This window comes from Halomonas salsilacus, from assembly GCF_051216275.1.
In the GTDB taxonomy this organism is placed as follows: domain Bacteria; phylum Pseudomonadota; class Gammaproteobacteria; order Pseudomonadales; family Halomonadaceae; genus Halomonas.
The window spans coordinates 1-19,403 of record NZ_JBPKAQ010000014.1 but is presented as its reverse complement, the minus strand read 5'-3'; the positions used below and the strand labels follow the sequence as shown (position 1 = coordinate 19,403).

General features: G+C 63.0%; 14 protein-coding genes and 4 tRNA genes. 1 reads left to right on the top strand and 17 read right to left on the bottom strand.

Going from position 1 to position 19,403, the window contains the following annotated elements; all coding sequences use genetic code 11:
- Positions 1-10 precede the first annotated feature (10 nt).
- From fusA to ACR80S_RS16125, 17 genes are all read right to left on the bottom strand, one after another.
- Positions 11-2,131, bottom strand: a complete 2,121-nt coding sequence (gene fusA, locus ACR80S_RS16205) for an elongation factor G (protein ID WP_435401142.1) — start codon at positions 2,129-2,131, stop codon at positions 11-13.
- A 45-nt stretch (positions 2,132-2,176) separates the two neighbouring features.
- The gene (gene rpsG, locus ACR80S_RS16200) at positions 2,177-2,647 is read right to left on the bottom strand and encodes a 30S ribosomal protein S7 (RefSeq protein WP_435401141.1); all 471 of its coding nucleotides are present in this window, start codon (positions 2,645-2,647) and stop codon (positions 2,177-2,179) included.
- A 130-nt stretch (positions 2,648-2,777) separates the two neighbouring features.
- Positions 2,778-3,152 carry a 30S ribosomal protein S12 gene (gene rpsL / locus ACR80S_RS16195; protein ID WP_110070664.1) on the bottom strand — a complete coding sequence of 125 codons (375 nt, stop codon included), beginning with the start codon at positions 3,150-3,152 and terminating at the stop codon, positions 2,778-2,780.
- Between the two features lie 160 nt (positions 3,153-3,312).
- The gene (gene rpoC / locus ACR80S_RS16190; protein WP_435403827.1) at positions 3,313-7,533 is read right to left on the bottom strand and encodes a DNA-directed RNA polymerase subunit beta'; all 4,221 of its coding nucleotides are present in this window, start codon (positions 7,531-7,533) and stop codon (positions 3,313-3,315) included.
- 10 nt (positions 7,534-7,543) lie between these two features.
- The gene (gene rpoB, locus ACR80S_RS16185; RefSeq protein ID WP_435403826.1) at positions 7,544-11,623 is read right to left on the bottom strand and encodes a DNA-directed RNA polymerase subunit beta; all 4,080 of its coding nucleotides are present in this window, start codon (positions 11,621-11,623) and stop codon (positions 7,544-7,546) included.
- 236 nt (positions 11,624-11,859) lie between these two features.
- On the bottom strand, positions 11,860-12,228 hold the full coding sequence (rplL, locus tag ACR80S_RS16180) for a 50S ribosomal protein L7/L12 (RefSeq protein WP_435401138.1): 369 nt from the start codon (positions 12,226-12,228) through the stop codon (positions 11,860-11,862).
- A gap of 104 nt (positions 12,229-12,332) precedes the next feature.
- Entirely contained in the window at positions 12,333-12,836 is a 504-nt protein-coding gene (rplJ, locus tag ACR80S_RS16175) for a 50S ribosomal protein L10 (protein WP_435401329.1), read from the bottom strand.
- 273 nt (positions 12,837-13,109) lie between these two features.
- Positions 13,110-13,802, bottom strand: a complete 693-nt coding sequence (gene rplA, locus ACR80S_RS16170; RefSeq protein WP_435401137.1) for a 50S ribosomal protein L1 — start codon at positions 13,800-13,802, stop codon at positions 13,110-13,112.
- A 2-nt stretch (positions 13,803-13,804) separates the two neighbouring features.
- On the bottom strand, positions 13,805-14,236 hold the full coding sequence (rplK, locus tag ACR80S_RS16165) for a 50S ribosomal protein L11 (RefSeq protein ID WP_016419070.1): 432 nt from the start codon (positions 14,234-14,236) through the stop codon (positions 13,805-13,807).
- Between the two features lie 89 nt (positions 14,237-14,325).
- Positions 14,326-14,859: a transcription termination/antitermination protein NusG gene (gene nusG, locus ACR80S_RS16160; protein ID WP_290906782.1), complete on the bottom strand. Its 534-nt coding sequence runs from the start codon at positions 14,857-14,859 to the stop codon at positions 14,326-14,328.
- An 8-nt stretch (positions 14,860-14,867) separates the two neighbouring features.
- Positions 14,868-15,236 (bottom strand): preprotein translocase subunit SecE, encoded by a 369-nt coding sequence (gene secE / locus ACR80S_RS16155; protein ID WP_435401136.1) that lies wholly within the window; start codon positions 15,234-15,236, stop codon positions 14,868-14,870.
- Between the two features lie 72 nt (positions 15,237-15,308).
- A tRNA-Trp gene (locus ACR80S_RS16150) sits at positions 15,309-15,384 on the bottom strand.
- A gap of 144 nt (positions 15,385-15,528) precedes the next feature.
- A tRNA-Thr gene (locus ACR80S_RS16145) sits at positions 15,529-15,603 on the bottom strand.
- A gap of 23 nt (positions 15,604-15,626) precedes the next feature.
- Positions 15,627-15,700: transfer RNA gene (locus ACR80S_RS16140), tRNA-Gly, on the bottom strand.
- 45 nt (positions 15,701-15,745) lie between these two features.
- Positions 15,746-15,829 (bottom strand) — tRNA-Tyr (locus tag ACR80S_RS16135).
- A gap of 121 nt (positions 15,830-15,950) precedes the next feature.
- Complete coding sequence (locus ACR80S_RS16130) at positions 15,951-16,790, bottom strand: type III pantothenate kinase (protein WP_435401135.1); 840 nt, start codon at positions 16,788-16,790, stop codon at positions 15,951-15,953.
- A complete protein-coding gene (locus ACR80S_RS16125; RefSeq protein WP_435403825.1) occupies positions 16,787-17,770 on the bottom strand; it encodes a biotin--[acetyl-CoA-carboxylase] ligase in 984 nt (327 codons plus the stop codon). The genes ACR80S_RS16130 and ACR80S_RS16125 overlap by 4 nt, the downstream gene beginning before the upstream one ends.
- Positions 17,771-18,278: 508 nt before the next feature.
- On the opposite strand from ACR80S_RS16125, the gene ACR80S_RS16120 reads away from it, so the two are divergent.
- Positions 18,279-19,034, top strand: coding sequence for a glutaredoxin family protein (locus ACR80S_RS16120; protein WP_435403824.1), 756 nt, complete (start codon positions 18,279-18,281; stop codon positions 19,032-19,034).
- Positions 19,035-19,403: the final 369 nt, after the last annotated feature.

Genomic DNA, 19,403 nt, shown 5'->3' with positions numbered 1-19,403 from the left:
TAGCTAACGGTTAACCGTTTTGGTTGATGACGGCTTCAACGACGCTGGACGGCGCCTCTTCGTACTGCGCGAACTCCATGACGTAGCTTGCGCGGCCTTGGGTCTGAGAACGCAGATCGGTCGCGTAACCGAACATCTCAGCCAACGGCACCCGAGCGCGGATGATCTTGCCCATTGACGAGTCATCCATGCCCTCCACCAGGCCACGACGGCGGTTGAGGTCGCCCATGACATCCCCCATGTAGTCCTCGGGAGTCACGACCTCGACCTTCATCACCGGCTCCAGCAGCACGGCCTTGGCCTTCCTGGCGCCTTCCTTGACGGCCATGGAAGAAGCGACCTTGAACGCGGTCTCGTTGGAGTCCACGTCGTGGAAGGAACCATCGTACAGCGTAACCTTGACGTCGATCATCGGGTAGCCCGCGATGACACCGTTCTTCAGCTGCTCGTAGGCCCCTTTCTCGACGGCCGGCACGTATTCCTTGGGAACCACACCGCCGACGATCTCGGAAACGAATTTGAAGTGCAGGTCTTCATCTTCGCCCTTGTCTTCCTGGGTGAGCGGCTCGATGCGCAGCCAGACGTGGCCGTACTGGCCGCGACCGCCGGACTGACGCACGAACTTGCCTTCCTGCTCCACTTTGCCGCGAATGGTCTCGCGATAGGCCACCTGAGGCTTGCCAATGTTGGCCTCGACCTTGAACTCGCGACGCATGCGGTCGACCAGGATGTCCAGGTGCAGCTCGCCCATACCGGAGATGATGGTCTGGCCGGTCTCCTCGTCGGTGCGGACCTGGAAGGAGGGGTCTTCCTGGGCCAGCTTGCCCAAGGCCACGCCCATCTTCTCCTGATCGGCCTTGGACTTGGGCTCCACGGCCACGGAGATCACCGGATCCGGGAACTCCATGCGCTCCAGCACGATCTTCTCGTTCAAATCGCACAGGGTGTCACCGGTGGTGACATCCTTGAGGCCGATACAGGCGGCGATGTCGCCGGCACGCACTTCCTTGATCTCCTCGCGGGAGTTGGCGTGCATCTGGACGATACGGCCGACGCGCTCCTTCTTCTGCTTCACGGAGTTGTAGACGCCGTCGCCGGAGTTCAGCACGCCGGAGTAGACGCGGATGAAGGTCAGGGTGCCCACGAAGGGGTCGGTGGCGATCTTGAACGCCAGGGCGGCAAAGGGGGCGCTGTCGTCGGCCTCACGGGTGGCGACCGTGCCGTCCTTGTCGTCCAGCTCGCCCTCAATGGCCTTGACCTCGGTGGGGGACGGCATGTACTCGATGACGCCATCCAGCACCGCCTGCACGCCCTTGTTCTTGAACGCGGAGCCACAGGTGACCAGCACGATCTCGTTGGCCAGGGTGCGACGACGCAGACCGGCCTTGATCTCCTCGACGGTCAGCTCACCACCTTCGAGGTACTTGTCCATCAGCTCCTCAGACGCCTCGGCGGCCGCCTCGACCATCTCCTCGCGGTACTTCTCCGCGGTCTCCTGGAGCTCGGCCGGGATATCGACGAGGTCATACTTCATGCCCAGACTGGCTTCATCCCAGAGGATGGCCTTCATCTGAATCAGGTCGATAACGCCCTTGAAGTCTTCCTCGGTGCCCCAGTTGATCTGGATCGGCACGGCGTTGGCACCCAGGCGATCCTTCAACTGCTCGACGACCATGAAGAAGTCGGCGCCAGTGCGGTCCATCTTGTTGACGAACACCATGCGCGGCACTTCGTACTTGTTGGCCTGGCGCCAGACGGTCTCCGTCTGGGGCTGAACGCCGGACGAGCCGCACAGCACCACCACGGCACCGTCGAGAACCCGCAGGGAACGCTCTACCTCGATGGTGAAGTCCACGTGCCCGGGGGTGTCGATGATGTTGATGCGGTGCTCATCGAACTGCTGGTTCATGCCCTTCCAGAAGGTGGTGACAGCAGCGGATGTGATGGTGATGCCACGCTCCTGCTCCTGCTCCATCCAGTCGGTCGTTGCCGCGCCGTCATGAACCTCACCCACCTTGTGGGAGAGGCCGGTATAGAACAGCACCCGCTCGGTCGTGGTGGTCTTGCCGGCATCGACGTGGGCGACGATGCCGATATTGCGATAGCGATTTAGTGGAGTCTTGCGAGCCACGGTGGAACTCCCCGTTGGTTGGCGATGCGTTTGGAAGCGCTGCCCTTAGAAGCGATAGTGCGAGAAAGCCTTGTTGGCTTCCGCCATGCGATGCACGTCTTCACGCTTCTTGACCGCGGAGCCCTTGCCTTCGGAGGCGTCCAGCATCTCGCCAGCCAGGCGCTGCACCATGGTCTTCTCGCCACGACGGCGAGCGGCATCCACCAGCCAGCGCATGGCCAGGGCCTGGCGGCGTGACGGACGAACTTCCACCGGCACCTGATAGGTCGCACCGCCAACGCGGCGAGACTTCACTTCGACCATGGGCTGGATGGCTTCCAGCGCCTTGTCGAAGATCTCCAGCGGGTCCTCATTACTGCGCTCGGCAACCCTGTCCAGCGCACCGTAGACGATGCGCTCAGCTACGGACTTCTTACCGCCGAACATCAGGTGGTTCATGAACTTCGCAAGACGCTCACTTCCGAACTTGGGATCCGGAAGGATCTCGCGTTTTGCCGCAATTCTTCTTCTAGGCATGATAAGCCCTCTGTGGAAGGGTCCTTCAGGTAAACCCGGAACTCACGCTCGACCGTCTTGGGGCGGCGCCGCCCGACCTTACTCTTATCAGACCGATATCGATTCTGGTGTAGGTGCGTGCCGAGACCGATCAGGCCTTGGGACGCTTGGCGCCGTACTTGGAACGGCCCTGCTTGCGGTTCTGCACGCCGGAGGTGTCCAGGGCACCACGCACGGTGTGATAACGCACACCGGGAAGGTCCTTGACGCGACCGCCGCGGATCAGGACCACGGAGTGCTCCTGGAGGTTGTGACCCTCACCGCCGATGTAGGAAGAGACCTCGAAGCCGTTGGTCAGGCGCACGCGGCAGACCTTTCGCAGGGCCGAGTTAGGCTTCTTCGGGGTGGTGGTATAGACGCGGGTACAGACGCCGCGCTTCTGCGGACAGGCCTGCAGCGCCGGCACGTCGCTCTTGCTGACGGGGCGCTTGCGCGGCTTGCGCACGAGCTGATTGATCGTTGCCATGGTGTAGTAGCTGACTCCAATGGGTTGCCTTGGCCTTTTCAGCGGGTGCGGGCGTACCCACCCCACTGTTAAAGGCTGCGCATTCTAATAGCTGACCCCATGCCCCGTCAAGACCGAGGGGCCGCCCGCCTGGACGGACCCTCGCTCCCCGGGGCTCGGATCAGAGTTCCTCGTCGCCGGAATCCAGCGCGGTGAGCTGGGCGCCCAGTTCCTGCTCGACGTCGTAGGCCGACGGGGCCAGCGGACGCTCGGGGCCTTCACGCCGGCGGCGACGCTCCTCATGGTGGGCAAGGCCGGTACCGGCCGGGATCAGACGCCCCACCACCACGTTCTCCTTCAGGCCGCGCAGGTAGTCGCGCTTGCCGGTCACCGCCGCCTCGGTCAGCACCCGCGTGGTCTCCTGGAAGGAGGCCGCGGAGATGAACGACTCGGTGGCAAGGCTGGCCTTGGTAATACCCAGCAGTACCCGCTGGTACTTGGCCGGGAACTTCTCCTGCTTCTCGAGACGGGCGTTCTGCTCCAGCACTCGCGCCAGTTCGACCTGGTCACCGGTGATGAAGTCGGAGTCACCGGCATCGGTGATCTCCACCTTGCGCAGCATCTGACGCACGATCACTTCGATGTGCTTGTCGTTGATGCCCACGCCCTGGAGGCGGTAGACCTCCTGGATCTCCACGGTGATGTACTTGGCCAGCTCCGCCACACCCAGCAGTCGCAGGATGTCGTGGGGGTTGCTCGGCCCGTCGGAGATCACCTCGCCCTTCTCGACGGTCTCGCCCTCGAACACCGCGATCTGGCGCCACTTGGGGATCAGCGCCTCGAAGGGATCGCCGCCCCCTTCCGGGGTGATGGTCAGGCGACGCTTGCCCTTGGTCTCCTTGCCGAAGCTCATCACGCCGCTGATCTCGGCAAGGATAGCCGGCTCCTTCGGCTTGCGCGCCTCGAACAGGTCGGCCACGCGGGGCAGACCCCCGGTGATGTCCTTGTTGGCAGACGCCTCCACCGGGATACGCGCCACGACCTCGCCGACGCCGATCTTCGCGCCGTTGTCCGCGGTGACGATCGACTTGCCGGGCAGCAGGTACTGTACCGGGGTGTCGGAACCGCTGACGGTCACTGACTTGCCGGCCTCGTCGTTGAGCAGGATCATCGGGCGCTTGTCGCGGCCGGCCATGGGACGAGCGGCCGCCTCGATCACCTCGATAGAGGAGAGGCCGGTCATCTCGTCCACGCTGCGATGGATGGTCAGGCCCTCATCCAGGTCGGCGTACTGCACGGTACCCTCGGCCTCGGCGACGATGGGGTGGGTGTGCGGATCCCACTTGGCCACCGCCTGACCGGAATCGACGATATCGCCGTCCCGGACGGAGAGCTCGGCGCCGTAGGGCAGCTTGTAGTACTCGCGTTCGCGGCCGTGGTCGTCGGCGACGGCCAGGGCACTGGAGCGGGACACCACCACCAGCTTGCCGTCGGCGCGCTCCACGTACTTGATGTTGTGCAGGCGCACCTTGCCGCCATGCTTGACCTGGACGCTGTCCACCGCGGAGGCACGCGAGGCCGCGCCGCCGATGTGGAAGGTCCGCATGGTCAGCTGGGTACCGGGCTCACCGATGGACTGGGCGGCGATGACGCCGACCGCCTCACCGATGTTCACCTGGTGGCCACGGGCCAGGTCGCGGCCGTAGCAGGTCGCGCAGACGCCGTGAACGGTCTGACAGGCGATCGCACTGCGGACCACGATCTCGTCGACGCCCATGGTGTCCAGCTCGGCGCACCATTTCTCGTCGAGCAGGGTGCCGCGCGGGATCAGCACATCGTCGCTGGCCGGATCGATGACGTCCTGGGCGACCACGCGACCCAGTACGCGCTGGGCCAGGGAGACGATGATATCGCCACCCTCGATCACCGGGTGCAGGGTCAGGCCGTTCTCGGTGTCGCAGTCGGTCTCGGTGATCACCATGTCCTGGGCCACGTCGACCAGGCGGCGGGTCAGGTAACCGGAGTTGGCGGTCTTGAGTGCCGTATCCGCCAAACCCTTCCGCGCGCCGTGGGTCGAGATGAAGTACTGCAGTACGTTCAGGCCCTCGCGGAAGTTGGCGATGATCGGCGTCTCGATGATCGAGCCGTCCGGCTTGGCCATCAGGCCACGCATGCCAGCCAGCTGGCGAATCTGGGCGGCACTACCCCGGGCACCGGAGTCGGCCATGATGAAGACGCTATTGAAGGAATCCTGCTCGACCTCGTTGCCGTCACGATCGATCACGGTCTCCTTCTCGATGCCGTCCATCATCGCCCGGGCCACCTTGTCGTTGGCCTTGGACCAGATGTCGATCACCTTGTTGTACTTCTCGCCGGCGGTGACGAGACCCGAGGAGAACTGGTCCTCGATCTCCTTCACCTCGTCCTCCGCGGCATCGATGATCGAGGCCTTGGCGTTCGGGATGACGAAGTCGTTGACGCCGATGGAGGCGCCGGACCAAGTGGCCATGCGGAAGCCGGTAAACATCAGCTGGTCGGCGAAGATCACCGTCGGTTTGAGGCCCGCGCGACGGTACACCTCGTTGAGCAGCTTGGAGATGGCCTTCTTCTTCATCGGCTGGTCGATCAGCGCGAAGGGCACCCCCTCCGGCAGGATGCGAAACAGCAGCGCGCGACCCACGGTGGTGTCGTAGAGACGGCGGTGGCGGCTGCGTTCGCCGGTCTCCTCGTCCACATCCACCTCGTCCAGGCGCACCTTGACCCGGGCATGCATGGCGACGTTCTGGGTTCCGAAGGCGCGATCGACCTCGTCGAGGTTGGCAAACACCATGCCCTCGCCCTTGGCGTTGATCTTCTCGCGGGTCATGTAATAGAGACCCAGCACCACATCCTGGGAGGGCACGATGATCGGCTCGCCGTTGGCCGGCGACAGCACGTTGTTGGTAGCCATCATCAGCGTCCGCGCTTCGAGCTGGGCTTCCAGGGTCAGCGGTACGTGAACCGCCATCTGGTCACCGTCGAAGTCGGCGTTGTAGGCGGCACACACCAGCGGATGCAGCTGGATCGCCTTGCCCTCGATCAGCAGGGGCTCGAAGGCCTGGATGCCGAGGCGGTGCAGGGTCGGGGCGCGGTTGAGCAGCACCGGATGCTCGCGGATGACGTCGGCGAGGATGTCCCACACCTCCGCCGTCTCGCGCTCGACCATCTTCTTGGCCGCCTTGATGGTGGAGGCGTAGCCGAGGCTCTGCAGCTTGGAGTAGATGAACGGCTTGAACAGCTCCAGCGCCATCTTCTTGGGCAGGCCGCACTGGTGCAGGCGCAGGGTCGGCCCGACGGTAATGACCGAGCGGCCGGAGTAGTCGACGCGCTTGCCCAGCAGGTTCTGGCGGAAGCGACCCTGCTTGCCCTTGATCATGTCGGCCAGGGACTTCAGCGGGCGCTTGTTGGACCCGGTGATGGCACGGCCGCGGCGACCATTATCAAGCAGGGCGTCCACCGCCTCCTGCAGCATACGCTTCTCGTTGCGCACGATGATATCCGGCGCATTGAGGTCGAGCAGCCGCTTGAGGCGGTTGTTGCGGTTGATCACCCGGCGATACAAGTCGTTGAGGTCGGAGGTCGCAAAGCGACCGCCATCCAGCGGGACCAGCGGGCGCAGGTCCGGCGGCAGCACCGGCAGCACCTCCATAACCATCCACGCCGGCGCATTGCCGGAGTTGTAGAAGGCCTCGAGCAGCTTAAGCCGCTTGGAGAGCTTCTTGATCTTGGTCTCGGAGTTGGTCTGCGGGATCTCCTCGCGCAGGCGATCGATCTCCTCGGCCAGGTCGATGTCCTTGAGCAGCGCCTGGACGGCCTCGGCACCCATGCGGGCATCGAAGTCGTCACCGAACTCCTCTAGGGCCTCGAAGTACTGCTCGTCGTTGAGCAGCTGGCCACGCTCCAGCGTGGTCATGCCCGGGTCGATGACCACGAAGCTCTCGAAATAGAGCACGCGCTCGATATCGCGCAGGGTCATGTCCAGGAACATGCCGATGCGGGACGGCAGCGACTTGAGGAACCAGATGTGGGCGACCGGGCTTGCCAGCTCGATGTGGCCCATCCGCTCGCGACGCACGGCGGCCTTGGTGACCTCGACGCCGCACTTCTCGCAGATGATGCCGCGGTGCTTCATGCGTTTGTATTTGCCGCACAGGCACTCGTAGTCCTTCACCGGACCGAAGATCTTGGCACAGAACAGGCCATCCCGCTCCGGCTTGAAGGTGCGGTAGTTGATGGTCTCGGGCTTCTTGACCTCGCCGAACGACCAGGAGCGAATCATGTCCGGCGACGCCAGCGTGATCTTGATCGCATCGAACTCTTCGGACTGAGACTGCGACTTCAGGACTTTAACCAAATCTTTCATCGGACGGCTCCTAGCTCTCTAACTCGATATCGATGCCCAGCGAGCGAATCTCCTTCACGAGTACGTTGAAGGATTCCGGCATGCCTGCCTGCATGGTGTGATCGCCGTCCACGATGTTCTTGTACATCTTGGTGCGACCCTCCACGTCGTCGGACTTGACGGTGAGCATCTCCTGGAGGGTGTAGGCCGCGCCGTAGGCTTCCAGGGCCCAGACCTCCATCTCGCCGAAGCGCTGACCACCGAACTGCGCCTTGCCGCCCAGCGGCTGCTGGGTGACCAGCGAGTAGGAGCCGGTGGAACGGGCGTGCATCTTGTCGTCCACCAGGTGGTTGAGCTTGAGCATGTACATGTAGCCGACGGTCACCGAACGGTCGAAGGCGTCACCGGTACGGCCGTCATAGAGCGTCATCTGACCGGAGTCGGGCAGATCGGCCAGGCGCAACAGGTGCTTGATCTCGTGCTCGTCCGCGCCATCGAAGACGGGGGTGGACATGGGCACGCCGGACTTGAGGTTCTTCGCCAGGGCGATCACCTCATCGTCGGAGAGGGTCTCGAGCGCCTCGACCCGGGTACCCGGGGTGGAGTTGTAGACCTTCCCCAGGAAGTCACGGATCTCGGCCACCTGCTGCTCACGGGCGTCGCGCAACAACCCATCGATCTTGCGACCCAGGCCCCAGGCGGCGAGGCCCAGGTGGGTCTCGAGGATCTGCCCCACGTTCATGCGCGACGGTACGCCCAGCGGGTTGAGGACCACGTCCACGGGCTCGCCGTTGTCATCGAAGGGCATGTCCTCGATGGGCATGATCGCCGAGATAACACCCTTGTTACCGTGACGGCCGGCCATCTTGTCACCCGGCTGCAGGCGACGCTTGACCGCCATGTAGACCTTGACGATCTTGAGCACGCCCGGGGCCAGATCGTCGCCCTGGGTCAGCTTGCGCTTCTTGTCCTCGAAGCGCTCGTCCATTTCCTTGCGCCGGTTCTCGAGCTGCTCATCGGCCTGGGCCAGCAGTTCGTTGAGGGCCTCGTCCTGCAGGCGGAGTTTGAACCACTGCTGCCGCGGTAGCTCCTCGAGATAGCTCTCGGTGAGCACGTCGCCCTTCTTCAGCTTGGGCCCGCCATTGACGGCCTGGCCGCTCAGGGTGCGCTTGAGGCGTTCGAAGGTGGCGTCCTCGGCGATGCGGTAGGTCTCCTGGAGATCCTTGCGCACTTCGTCGAGCTGCATCTGCTCGATGGCGATGGCCCGGGAGTCCTTCTCCACGCCGTCGCGGGTGAAGACCTGAACGTCGATGACGGTCCCCTTCATGCCGGTAGGGGCACGCAGGGAGGTGTCCTTCACATCGGATGCCTTCTCGCCGAAGATCGCGCGCAGCAGCTTCTCTTCCGGGGTCAGCTGGGTCTCGCCCTTGGGCGTGACCTTGCCGACCAAGATATCGCCCGGGCCCACTTCGGCACCGATATAGACCACCCCGGCCTCATCCAGCTTGGAGAGCGCCGACTCGCCCACGTTGGGGATGTCGGAGGTGATCTCCTCCGGGCCCAGCTTGGTGTCGCGTGAGACGCAGGTCAGCTCCTGGATATGGATGGTGGTGAAGCGATCCTCCTCGACTACCCGCTCGGAGAGCAGGATGGAGTCCTCGAAGTTGTAGCCGTTCCAGGGCATGAAGGCGATGCGCATGTTCTGACCCAGGGCCAGGTCGCCCATGTCCACGGAGGGACCGTCGGCCAGGATGTCACCGCGGGCCACCTGGTCACCGGGGCGCACGATGGGCCGCTGGTTCATGCAGGTGTTCTGATTGGAACGCACGTATTTGGTGAGGTTGTAGATATCGACACCGGCCTCGCCGCCGATGATCTCGTCCTCGTTGATGCGCACCACGATGCGCCTGGCGTCGACAGAATCGATCACCCCGCCGCGAGTCGCCACGGCGCAGACGCCGGAGTCGCGGGCCACGAAGCGCTCCATGCCGGTGCCGACCAGCGGCTTGTCGGCACGCAGGGTGGGCACTGCCTGACGCTGCATGTTGGCCCCCATCAGGGCGCGGTTGGCGTCATCGTGCTCGAGGAATGGGATCAGCGCCGCGGCCACGGAGACCACCTGGCGCGGGGAGACGTCCATCAGCGTCACCTGCTCGGGACGCATGAAGGTGGTCTCGCCCTTGTGGCGCACCTGGACCAGATCGTCGATCAGCTTTTTCGACTCGTTGACGGTGGCTGAGGCCTGGGCGATGACGAAGTCACCCTCCTCGATGGCCGACAGGTGCACGACGTCGTCGGTCACCTGGGCGTCCACGACCTTGCGGTAGGGCGTCTCGAGGAAGCCGTAGCTGTTGGTGTGGCTGTAGGTGGCCAAGGAGTTGATCAGGCCGATGTTGGGGCCTTCCGGCGTCTCGATCGGACACAGCCGGCCGTAGTGGGTGGCGTGAACGTCACGCACCTCGAAGCCGGCCCGCTCACGGGTCAGGCCGCCCGGGCCAAGCGCGGAGACGCGGCGCTTGTGGGTGACCTCGGAGAGCGGGTTGTTCTGGTCCATGAACTGGGAGAGCTGGCTGGAACCGAAGAACTCTTTGACCGCCGCGGCGACGGGCTTGGCGTTGATCAGGTCCTGGGGCATCAGGCCCTCGCTCTCGGCCATGGAGAGACGCTCCTTGACCGCGCGCTCGACGCGCACCAGGCCGACGCGGAACTGGTTCTCGGCCATCTCGCCCACGCAGCGGATGCGACGGTTGCCCAGGTGGTCGATGTCGTCCACCTCGCCGAAGCCGTTGCGGATGTGGATCAGCTCCCTGAGCACGTCCAGGATGTCGCGACGGTCCAGTACGCCGGAGCCGGTGTCGGCGTCACGACGCAGGCGACGGTTGAACTTCATGCGACCCACGCCGGAGAGGTCATAGCGGTCAGTGCTGAAGAACAGGTTGTTGAACAGGGTCTCGGCGCTCTCCTTGGTGGGCGGCTCGCCGGGACGCATCATGCGATAGATCTCGACCAGCGCCTCGAGCTGGGAACCGGTGGTGTCCAGCCTGAGGGTGTCGGAGATGAAGGGACCGCAGTCGAGATCGTTGGTGTAGAGGGTCTCGATCTGCGTGATACCGGCCTGGGCGATCTTCTCCAGCAGCTCCGGGGTGATCTCGGTGTTGCAGGAGCAGATCAGCTCGCCGGTGTTCGGATCCACCTGGTCGCGGCCCAGGGTCTTGCCAAAAAGGTACTCCATCGGCACATCAAGACGCTCGAGGCCGGCCTTTTCCAGCTGGCGAATATGCTTCTGGGTGATGCGGCGACCTTCCTCGACGATCACGCCGCCATCGGCATCCTTGATGTCGAAGGTGGCGGTCTCACCGCGCAGCCGCGACGGCACCAGCTCCACGCTGAAGCCGGACTTCTCTATGTGGAAGGTGCTGGTCTCGAAGAACTCCTCGAGGATCTCCTCGGCGCTCATGCCGAGTGCGCGCAACAGCACGCTCGCCGGCAGCTTGCGGCGACGGTCGATGCGCACGAAGACGCTGTCCTTGGGATCGAACTCGAAGTCGAGCCAGGAGCCGCGGTAGGGAATCACGCGGGCCGAGTAGAGCAACTTGCCGGAGGAGTGGCTCTTGCCCTTGTCGTGGTCGAAGAACACGCCCGGGGAACGGTGCAGCTGCGAGACAATGACCCGCTCGGTGCCGTTGATCACGAAGGTGCCGTTTTCGGTCATCAGGGGGATCTCCCCCATGTAGACTTCCTGCTCCTTGATGTCCTTGATCGCCTTGTTGGACGATTCCTTGTCATAGATGATCAGGCGGACCTTGACGCGCAGCGGCGCCGAATAGGTGACGCCACGCAGCTGACACTCCTTGACGTCGAACGCCGGGGTACCGAAACGGTAGCTCACATATTCAAGGGCGGCGTTGCCGGAGAAGCTCTCGATCGGGAAGACGGACTTGAAGGCGGCATGCAGGCCGATTTCCATCCGCTCTTCGGACGAGCGGTCCTGCTGAAGGAAGTCGTAATAGGAATCAAGCTGGATCGCCAGCAGGTAGGGCACATCCATCACTTGGGGCAGTTTGCCAAAATCCTTGCGGATGCGTTTTTTCTCAGTGTATGAGTAAGCCATCTGTATTCCCCAGCTTGTTCACCATGGGTGACCGATGCGTGGTCGGCGCCACCCGACGGACGCGACGCCGTCAGGCGATGAAGGCAAGCGCCTGGCATGGGCGCTCGCCTTCGGAATTCGGCTGGCAATTCTGCCCTGTCGGCAGAGGCCAGTGACAACAGAAAAAGGCCGGCAGCGGGTGTCCCGCCACCAGCCATGGAAGCTTACGCAGCGCGTGAAGCCATGTAGCCCAAGTGTTACTTGAGCTCCACGCTCGCGCCGGCTTCTTCCAGCTTGGCCTTGGCCGCTTCAGCGTCGTCCTTGGACATGGCTTCCTTGATAGTTGCCGGAGCGCCGTCGACGGCACCCTTGGCTTCCTTCAGGCCCAGGCCGGTGATCTCGCGAACAACCTTGATCACGTTGACTTTCTTGTCGCCGACGGCGGTCAGCACCAGGTCGAACTCGGTCTGCTCTTCGGCGACTTCACCAGCTGCAGCCGGGCCGGCCATGACAGCGGCGGCGGCAGACACGCCGAACTTCTCTTCCATCGCTTCGATCAGCTCGACCACTTCCATGACGGACATGTCGGCGACGGCGTTGATGATGTCTTCTTTGGTCAGTGCCATTGTCACGTTTCCTAACTTTGCGGGAGTCGCGGTGACCCGTCGACTCGGGATTCAATATACGATTCGGGCGGCCAGCAGGAGTTCGCCTATCAGGCGGCCTGCGATCAGGCGGCTTCTTCCTGCTTCTGGTCGCGCAGGGCGGCCAGGGTACGGACCAGCTTGCCGGCGGACGCTTCCTTCATGACGGACATCAGCTTGGCGATGGCCTCGTCGTAAGTCGGCAGGGTCGCCAGGCGGTCAATATCGGCAGCCGGGATCAGCTCGCCTTCGTAGGCCAGCGCCTTGACTTCGAAGTCCTTCTCAGACTTGGCAAACTCCTTGAACAGGCGGGCGGCGGCGCCCGGATGCTCGGTGGAGAAGGCCAGTAGGGTCGGACCCACAAAGCTCTCGTTCAGGCATTCCCACTGGGTGCCTGAGAGGGCGCGGCGCGCCAGGGTGTTGCGAACAACACGCAGCTGGACGCCATTCTCGCGGGCCTGCTTGCGCAGATCGGTCATCTTCTCGACCGAGACGCCACGAGAATCGGCAACTACGACGGAGAGTGCATCCTTGGCCGCTTCACTGACCTCGGCAACAATCGCTTTCTTGCCTTCGAGTGCTAGTGGCACAGTGATCACTCCTACTTGCCGGAACCTCGCGATGAGGACTCCGGTGGTTACCATCTCCTCCGGCGCTGCCCTGAGGCGGCGACCGGAGATCCTGGGTGATGGTGCTCACCAGAAACCTGGCGGCCACACCATCTGCGCAGGCCATCCGGCGGATGATTAAGCCGCCCTTCACGGGGAGGGGCGGCACCTACGGTCTTTGACGGTGCCCCGCCGGCGAGTCTAGCTCCGCTCGGGGACCGCAAAGTTATTGCAATCGATAGATCCGCTGCTCGATCAGGCCAGGGCAGAGTGATCGATGGTCAGGCCCGGACCCATGGTGGTGGACACGGTGACCTTCTTGAGATAGATGCCCTTCGAGGCGCTCGGCTTGAGACGCTTCAAGTCGGCAACCAGCGCCTCCAGGTTGCCCTGGATCGCGGCGGCGTCGAAGTCGACCTTGCCAAGGGTAGTGTGAATGATGCCGTTCTTATCGGTACGGAAACGCACCTGACCGGCCTTGGCGTTCTTGACGGCGGTGGCTACGTCCGGGGTCACGGTGCCGACCTTGGGGTTCGGCATCAGGCCACGCGGACCGAGGATCTGGCCCAGTTGACCGACGACACGCATGGCGTCCGGCGAGGCGATGACCACGTCGAAGTCGAGCTGGCCTTTCTTGACCTGCTCGGCCAGGTCGTCCATGCCGACGATGTCGGCACCGGCTTCCTTGGCGGCATCGGCGTTGGCACCCTGGGTGAAGACAGCGACACGCACGTCCTTGCCGGTACCGTTCGGCATGACGGTGGCACCGCGCACCACCTGGTCAGACTTACGCGGATCGACGCCCAGGTTGATGGCGACATCCAGCGACTCCTTGAACTTGACGGTGGACAGCTCGGCGAGCAGGGCCACGGCCTCTTCCAGGGGATACGCCTTGGTCGGGTCGACCTTCTCACGAATCAGTTTGGTACGCTTGGTCAGCTTGGCCATGATCAGAGACCCTCCACATTCAGGCCCATGCTGCGGGCGCTACCGGCAATGGTACGCACCGCGGCGTCGAGATCGGCAGCCGTCAGATCCGGCTCCTTGGTCTTGGCGATCTCCTCGAGCTGCTCCCGGGTCACGGTACCGACCTTCTTCTTGTTCGGCTCACCGGAGCCGGACTTGATACCAGCGGCCTTCTTCAGCAGGACCGCGGCGGGCGGGGTCTTGGTGACGAAGGTGAAGCTGCGATCGGAATAGACGGTGATCACCACGGGAGTGGGCAGACCCGGCTCGATCTCCTGGGTCGCAGCGTTGAACGCCTTGCAGAACTCCATGATGTTCACGCCGTGCTGACCCAGTGCGGGGCCGACGGGGGGACTCGGGTTGGCTTTACCGGCTGCAACCTGCAGCTTGATGTAAGCCTGTACTTTCTTGGCCATGTTGGACTCCAGTTGGGTAGTAGCGCCTTTCGGCTCCCCGGTGATACGACGGCTTCGGCAGCCGACTTACTTGTGTCAGGCCGAGCGGATCACTCCTTCTCGACCTGAGCGAATTCCAGTTCGACAGGAGTGGAGCGACCGAAGATCAGCACGCTGACCTGCACGCGACTCTTGTCGTAGTTGACCTCTTCGACCACGCCGTTGAAGTCGGCGAAGGGACCGTCGACCACGCGCACGGACTGGCCCGGCTCGAACAGCGTCTTGGGACGCGGCTTGTCGGTACCGTCCTGGACGCGGCGAAGGATGGCGTCAGCCTCCTTCTGTGTGATCGCTGCCGGCTTCTCCTTGGTGCCACCGATAAACCCCATGACGCGCGGAGTCTCGTTGACCAGGTGCCATGTCTCGTCATCCATCTCCATCTCGACCAGCACATAGCCGGGATAGAACTTGCGCTCACTCTTGCGGCGCTTGCCGTCACGCATCTCGACGACTTCTTCGGTCGGCACCAGGATCTCGCCGAAGCGATCCTCCATACCGTACATCTTCACACGCTCGATGAGCGAGCGCATGACATGCTTCTCGAAGCCAGAGTAGGCGTGCACGACGTACCAACGCTTGGACATGGAGGCTCCTAACCAATGACGCCGGACATCGCCCAGCCAAGAAGGGTGTCGATCAGCCACAGCATCAGGCCAACCACCAGCACGGCCACCAGCACGATGGCGGTGGTCTGCACGGTTTCGGGGCGCGTCGGCCATACCACGCGCTGGATTTCCTTCTTGGCGGCGCGAGCCAGTTCAGCGAGCTCGCGGCCGCGGGTGGTGGTCAGCGCCACCACGCCGGCCAGCGCACACAGCGCGACGACACCCAGCACACGATAGAGCATGGCCAGATCGGCAAAGTAGGTATTGCCGACCACGGCCAGAACCAGCAGTGTGACGACAGCCGCCCATTTGAGCCCGTCGTGGCGCGACTCCTGCACCTCGGCGCTATGCTTCATGAAAACGAGACTCCTCAGGGTGCAGCAATCGAAACGTGAAATCTTTTGGGGACTCGCCAGCCTGGGGAAGACTGGCAGGCCAGGAGGGAATCGAACCCCCAACCTGCGGTTTTGGAGACCGCTGCTCTGCCAATTGAGCTACTGGCCTGTATCTACGTCTTGACCGCCCCTTTGCAGGCGGTCTTGCAACAGCGGGCGCCATGATAGCGGATCGATATCCGCCTGACAACCCCTCCCCCGCCACGCTCGACAGGGAAAGAGAAAAGGCGAGCCGCGGCTCGCCTTTTCAATGTGGAGCTCATGGACGGATTTGAACCGTCGACCTCACCCTTACCAAGGGTGTGCTCTACCCCTGAGCTACATGAGCAAAACCAATGCATCTTAGGATGCTGGAGCGGGCAGCGGGAATCGAACCCGCACCATCAGCTTGGAAGGCTGAGGTTCTACCATTGAACTATGCCCGCTTACCCACTCTTGCTGCCTAAACCTGTCACAGGCTCGGCGAAATCTGGTGGAGGGGGAAGGATTCGAACCTTCGAAGCTTTCGCGGCAGATTTACAGTCTGCTCCCTTTGGCCACTCGGGAACCCCTCCAACTGGCGGCATATGTTACCACCCCTTCCCAAGGTGTCAAGATGCTGTTTTCTCAGCCTTCTTGAAGAGAAACCTGGGGCTTTTTGGGCACTGGCTTCCCCTTGGAACGCGGCGAATTGTGTCAAAGCAGCATGGAGAAAGCAAGCCCTGCGCGAATCTTTTCCAGTGCAACCGGCGGCGGGACCCTGGGCGCTCCGGACATCCGTCCGGCACGCTCGGCCGCCGTGAGCGGGAAGCATGCCTCGAGGCCGCCATATACCATGTCCGGCCAGACCGCATGGGGTACCTGGAGCCCCCTGGAGACCACCCGGGCATCACCGCCGGTCAGCAGCAGCGGCAGCGCCACCCCTTCCATGTCGCACACTTCGGCATAGGTGCGATTGATGGCGCTCACCGCCGCCATGTAGATCCCGTGATTGACCGCCTCCACCGTGCGCCTGCCGGGAACCAGCAGCTCCTCGGCTTCGCTGTCCGGGTCGATGGCCACGTTACGGGTCCCGAGCTTGAGACTCTCCTTCATCAGCCGCAGCCCCGGCAGGATATAGCCCCCCAGGTGGCGACCACCCGGCAGCACGAAATCGATAGTAATGGCGCTGCCGCAGTCCACCGCACAGCAGCCTCCCGCCAGCTGATAGCCGGCCAGCGCGCCCAGCCAACGGTCGACGCCCAGACGTTCCGGCTCCTCATAACCGTTGGTGACGCCGAGCGATTCCGACGTCGAGCGTGCCACGTGGACGTGTCCCACCTGGCGATACAGCAACGCCACGGTCTCCTCCAGCACAGCGCGCCGTGCCACACTCGAGATGCGCACTGCCTCTACGACATCCAGATCGGGAATGTCCGACCCCGGCCGCCACTCCTCTCGAGTCCATACGGCCCCACGGGAGCGGATCTCGCTGCTGTTGGCGTCCTTGAGCCGCCACTTTGACAGGGTGTTGCCGATATCAAGGTCGAGGATCATGGCCGAACTCGCAGGCTGATCTCACCGCCTGACAGCCGCCGCCGCTCCCCCTGCTGACGGACCAGCAGGTTCCCTGCGGCATCCACACCCTCCGCCACCGCCTGTTCGCGCTGCTGGCCCCGCACCACATCCACCTCATGGCCCGCGAAGGCGTGGCGCTCATTCCAGGCCGCCTGCCACACCGCGAAGCCTTCCTTCTCGAAGTTGCCCATCAGAGCCAGGAGCCCCTCGACCAGCTCCACGGCGAGCTCGTTACGCGACAACCCAGGGGCCTGGTCATGGATGGCCGCCGCCGGCTGGTCCAGGCCCTTGCGGAATGCCGGGGGCAGGTCAACGTTGATGCCCATTCCGATCACCACCGTGCAGGGTCCGGCGGTGTCTCCCGTCACTTCCACCAGGATGCCGGCCAGCTTCCCCAGGTCCCCACCAGGCCCCGCCAGCAGCACGTCGTTGGGCCACTTCAGGCGCGGCGCCACCCCATGGCGCTCCAGCACCTTGGCCAGCACCACTCCTGCCGCCAGGCTCAGCCCCTCCAGGGCCGTCACGCCGGACTCCACCCGCCAACCGAGCGACAGCATCAGGCTTCGCCCCCAGGGGGTGCTCCAGGTGCGTCCACGCCGACCACGCCCGGCACTCTGCTGCTCGACCAGGCAGACCTCGCCATGACCGGCGCCCTGGTCGAAGCGCTCGCGCAGGAAGGCATTGCTCGACGGCAGGGTCTCCTCGACGAAGAGACGGGTCAGCAATCCGCGTGACTCCCGCGACAGCCCGGCAACGATGCGCGCGCCATCCAGAAGCTCCAGCGGCTCGGCCAGGCGGTACCCCTGCCCCTTCACCGCCTCCATGACGATCCCCAGCGCTTCGAGCTTGCGCAGCTGCTTCCACACGGCGGCACGCGACACGCCGAGCCGCTCGCCGAGCTGCTCGCCGGAGTGAAACTCGCCGTCACTGAGCAGGCGAATCAGGTCTACGATGGTCATTCGTAACCCTCAGGCGGGAAAGGGCTCATTCTAGCGGATGCAAGGCGCCCCCGGAAACGCCGCAGGCAGAAACGCCGGCATCCGGCCTCTGTCGATGACCCGCTGCTGAACTCCTCTGTCGAAGGAGTCGGAATTTCTGAGCGCAGATGTACGCTTCTGAACAGGTGGACACTCACCGTCCTTGCCAATGGCATTCCGCCACTGGTGGCGAGCATTTCCTCACCTCTGGTCCTGTTCAAGGCGATCGACACCATGCATGAAGTGTGGACTTTGCGATATCACCCCCCTACACGAGTAATGTTCATGGAGAGTTCATCTTACCCTCAGGTAGGCAAGTGATACTCTCATCTACCAGTGTGGCGCAACGACGCCGGTGCAGGGTGGGGAGGACGTCATTCCATGACTTGCAAAACGTCATCCGTGTCGGAAAATTGACTTCAGGTCGGCGCCGAGTTCTAAGCTTTTAGATAGGCAACATAAGCGCTTACAGGCAACAAGGAGGCTAGTGATGGCACCTACCACGCACGCTACTGCACGCATTTACCGGATGAAAACACCAGAGCACATCTGCCCGTTCGGTTTGAAAACCGTCGACCTGCTCAAGCGAAAAGGCTTCGAGGTAGACGACAATTTGCTGACCTCGCGGGAGGAAATTGACGCGTTTAAAGAGAAGGAAAAAGTCGAAACGACTCCCCAAGTGTTCATAGACGATGAGCGTATCGGAGGCTACGAAGAACTCCGTGAGCACTTGGGGATGAGTGTTGCAGACCCCGATTCCACCACCTACCGACCGGTGCTGGCGATTTTCGGCACCGCGCTGCTAATGGGCTTTGCGATCAGTTGGGCCGTCCAGGGGACGCTGTTAACGTCGCGCATGCCGGAATATGCCGTCTCGACAGCGATGGTGCTGCTGGGCCTGCAGAAGCTACAAGACATAGAGAGTTTCAGCACCATGTTTCTCAACTACGACCTACTCGCCCAGCGCCACGTCCCTTATGGTTACGTTTACCCCTACGTCGAAACGCTTGCGGGCCTGCTCATGCTGGCGGGCACGTTGATCTGGCTGGCCGCGCCACTGGCGCTATTTGTTGGCACCGTAGGGGCAGTATCGGTCTTTAAAGCGGTATATATCGATAAACGCGAACTCAAGTGCGCCTGCGTGGGCGGCAACAGCAACGTACCGCTTGGGTTCGTATCGCTCACCGAAAACCTGGTAATGATCGCCATGGGGCTGTGGATGCCGTTGCGTATGCTGCTCGCGTGAATAATACCGTAATTTTTATTAATTATTTATCCAAAGTAATTCTTGTGCGACTCCTGTTCCTCGGGCGTGGAGGTGCTTTGGGGTAATCAGGGTAGGTGCCCACTTATGAATAAATGGGCACCCAACGTCGCGCAAATCGAAGCGCCGCGGTATATTGGCTCACCGTCCCGTTACAAATGCTCTGCCCGGTCTCAGACAAGACCGGGGTGTCGATGGAACGGGAACTGGCATGCATGGCGGCACCGCAGAATCGAATGAGCGACCCCGAGTTCGACAGATAGAAGCGTAAGCTACTGATTAACCTGGAAACGCCTTTTCAAAATTGGCACTACAAGCGCGATGCGGTAGGCGCCGGCAGGCCAATCGCTT

Bases quoted from the DNA above. Each gene is read 5' to 3' on its own strand.
- rpsG (WP_435401141.1), bottom strand. From the start codon at position 2,647: ATGCCTAGAAGAAGAATTGCGGCAAAACGCGAGATCCTTCCGGATCCC.
- rpsL (WP_110070664.1), bottom strand. From the start codon at position 3,152: ATGGCAACGATCAATCAGCTCGTGCGCAAGCCGCGCAAGCGCCCCGTC.
- rpoC (WP_435403827.1), bottom strand. From the start codon at position 7,533: ATGAAAGATTTGGTTAAAGTCCTGAAGTCGCAGTCTCAGTCCGAAGAG.
- rpoB (WP_435403826.1), bottom strand. From the start codon at position 11,623: ATGGCTTACTCATACACTGAGAAAAAACGCATCCGCAAGGATTTTGGC.
- rplL (WP_435401138.1), bottom strand. From the start codon at position 12,228: ATGGCACTGACCAAAGAAGACATCATCAACGCCGTCGCCGACATGTCC.
- rplA (WP_435401137.1), bottom strand. From the start codon at position 13,802: ATGGCCAAGCTGACCAAGCGTACCAAACTGATTCGTGAGAAGGTCGAC.
- rplK (WP_016419070.1), bottom strand. From the start codon at position 14,236: ATGGCCAAGAAAGTACAGGCTTACATCAAGCTGCAGGTTGCAGCCGGT.
- nusG (WP_290906782.1), bottom strand. From the start codon at position 14,859: ATGTCCAAGCGTTGGTACGTCGTGCACGCCTACTCTGGCTTCGAGAAG.
- secE (WP_435401136.1), bottom strand. From the start codon at position 15,236: ATGAAGCATAGCGCCGAGGTGCAGGAGTCGCGCCACGACGGGCTCAAA.
- ACR80S_RS16130 (WP_435401135.1), bottom strand. From the start codon at position 16,790: ATGATCCTCGACCTTGATATCGGCAACACCCTGTCAAAGTGGCGGCTC.
- ACR80S_RS16125 (WP_435403825.1), bottom strand. From the start codon at position 17,770: ATGACCATCGTAGACCTGATTCGCCTGCTCAGTGACGGCGAGTTTCAC.
- ACR80S_RS16120 (WP_435403824.1), top strand. From the start codon at position 18,279: ATGGCACCTACCACGCACGCTACTGCACGCATTTACCGGATGAAAACA.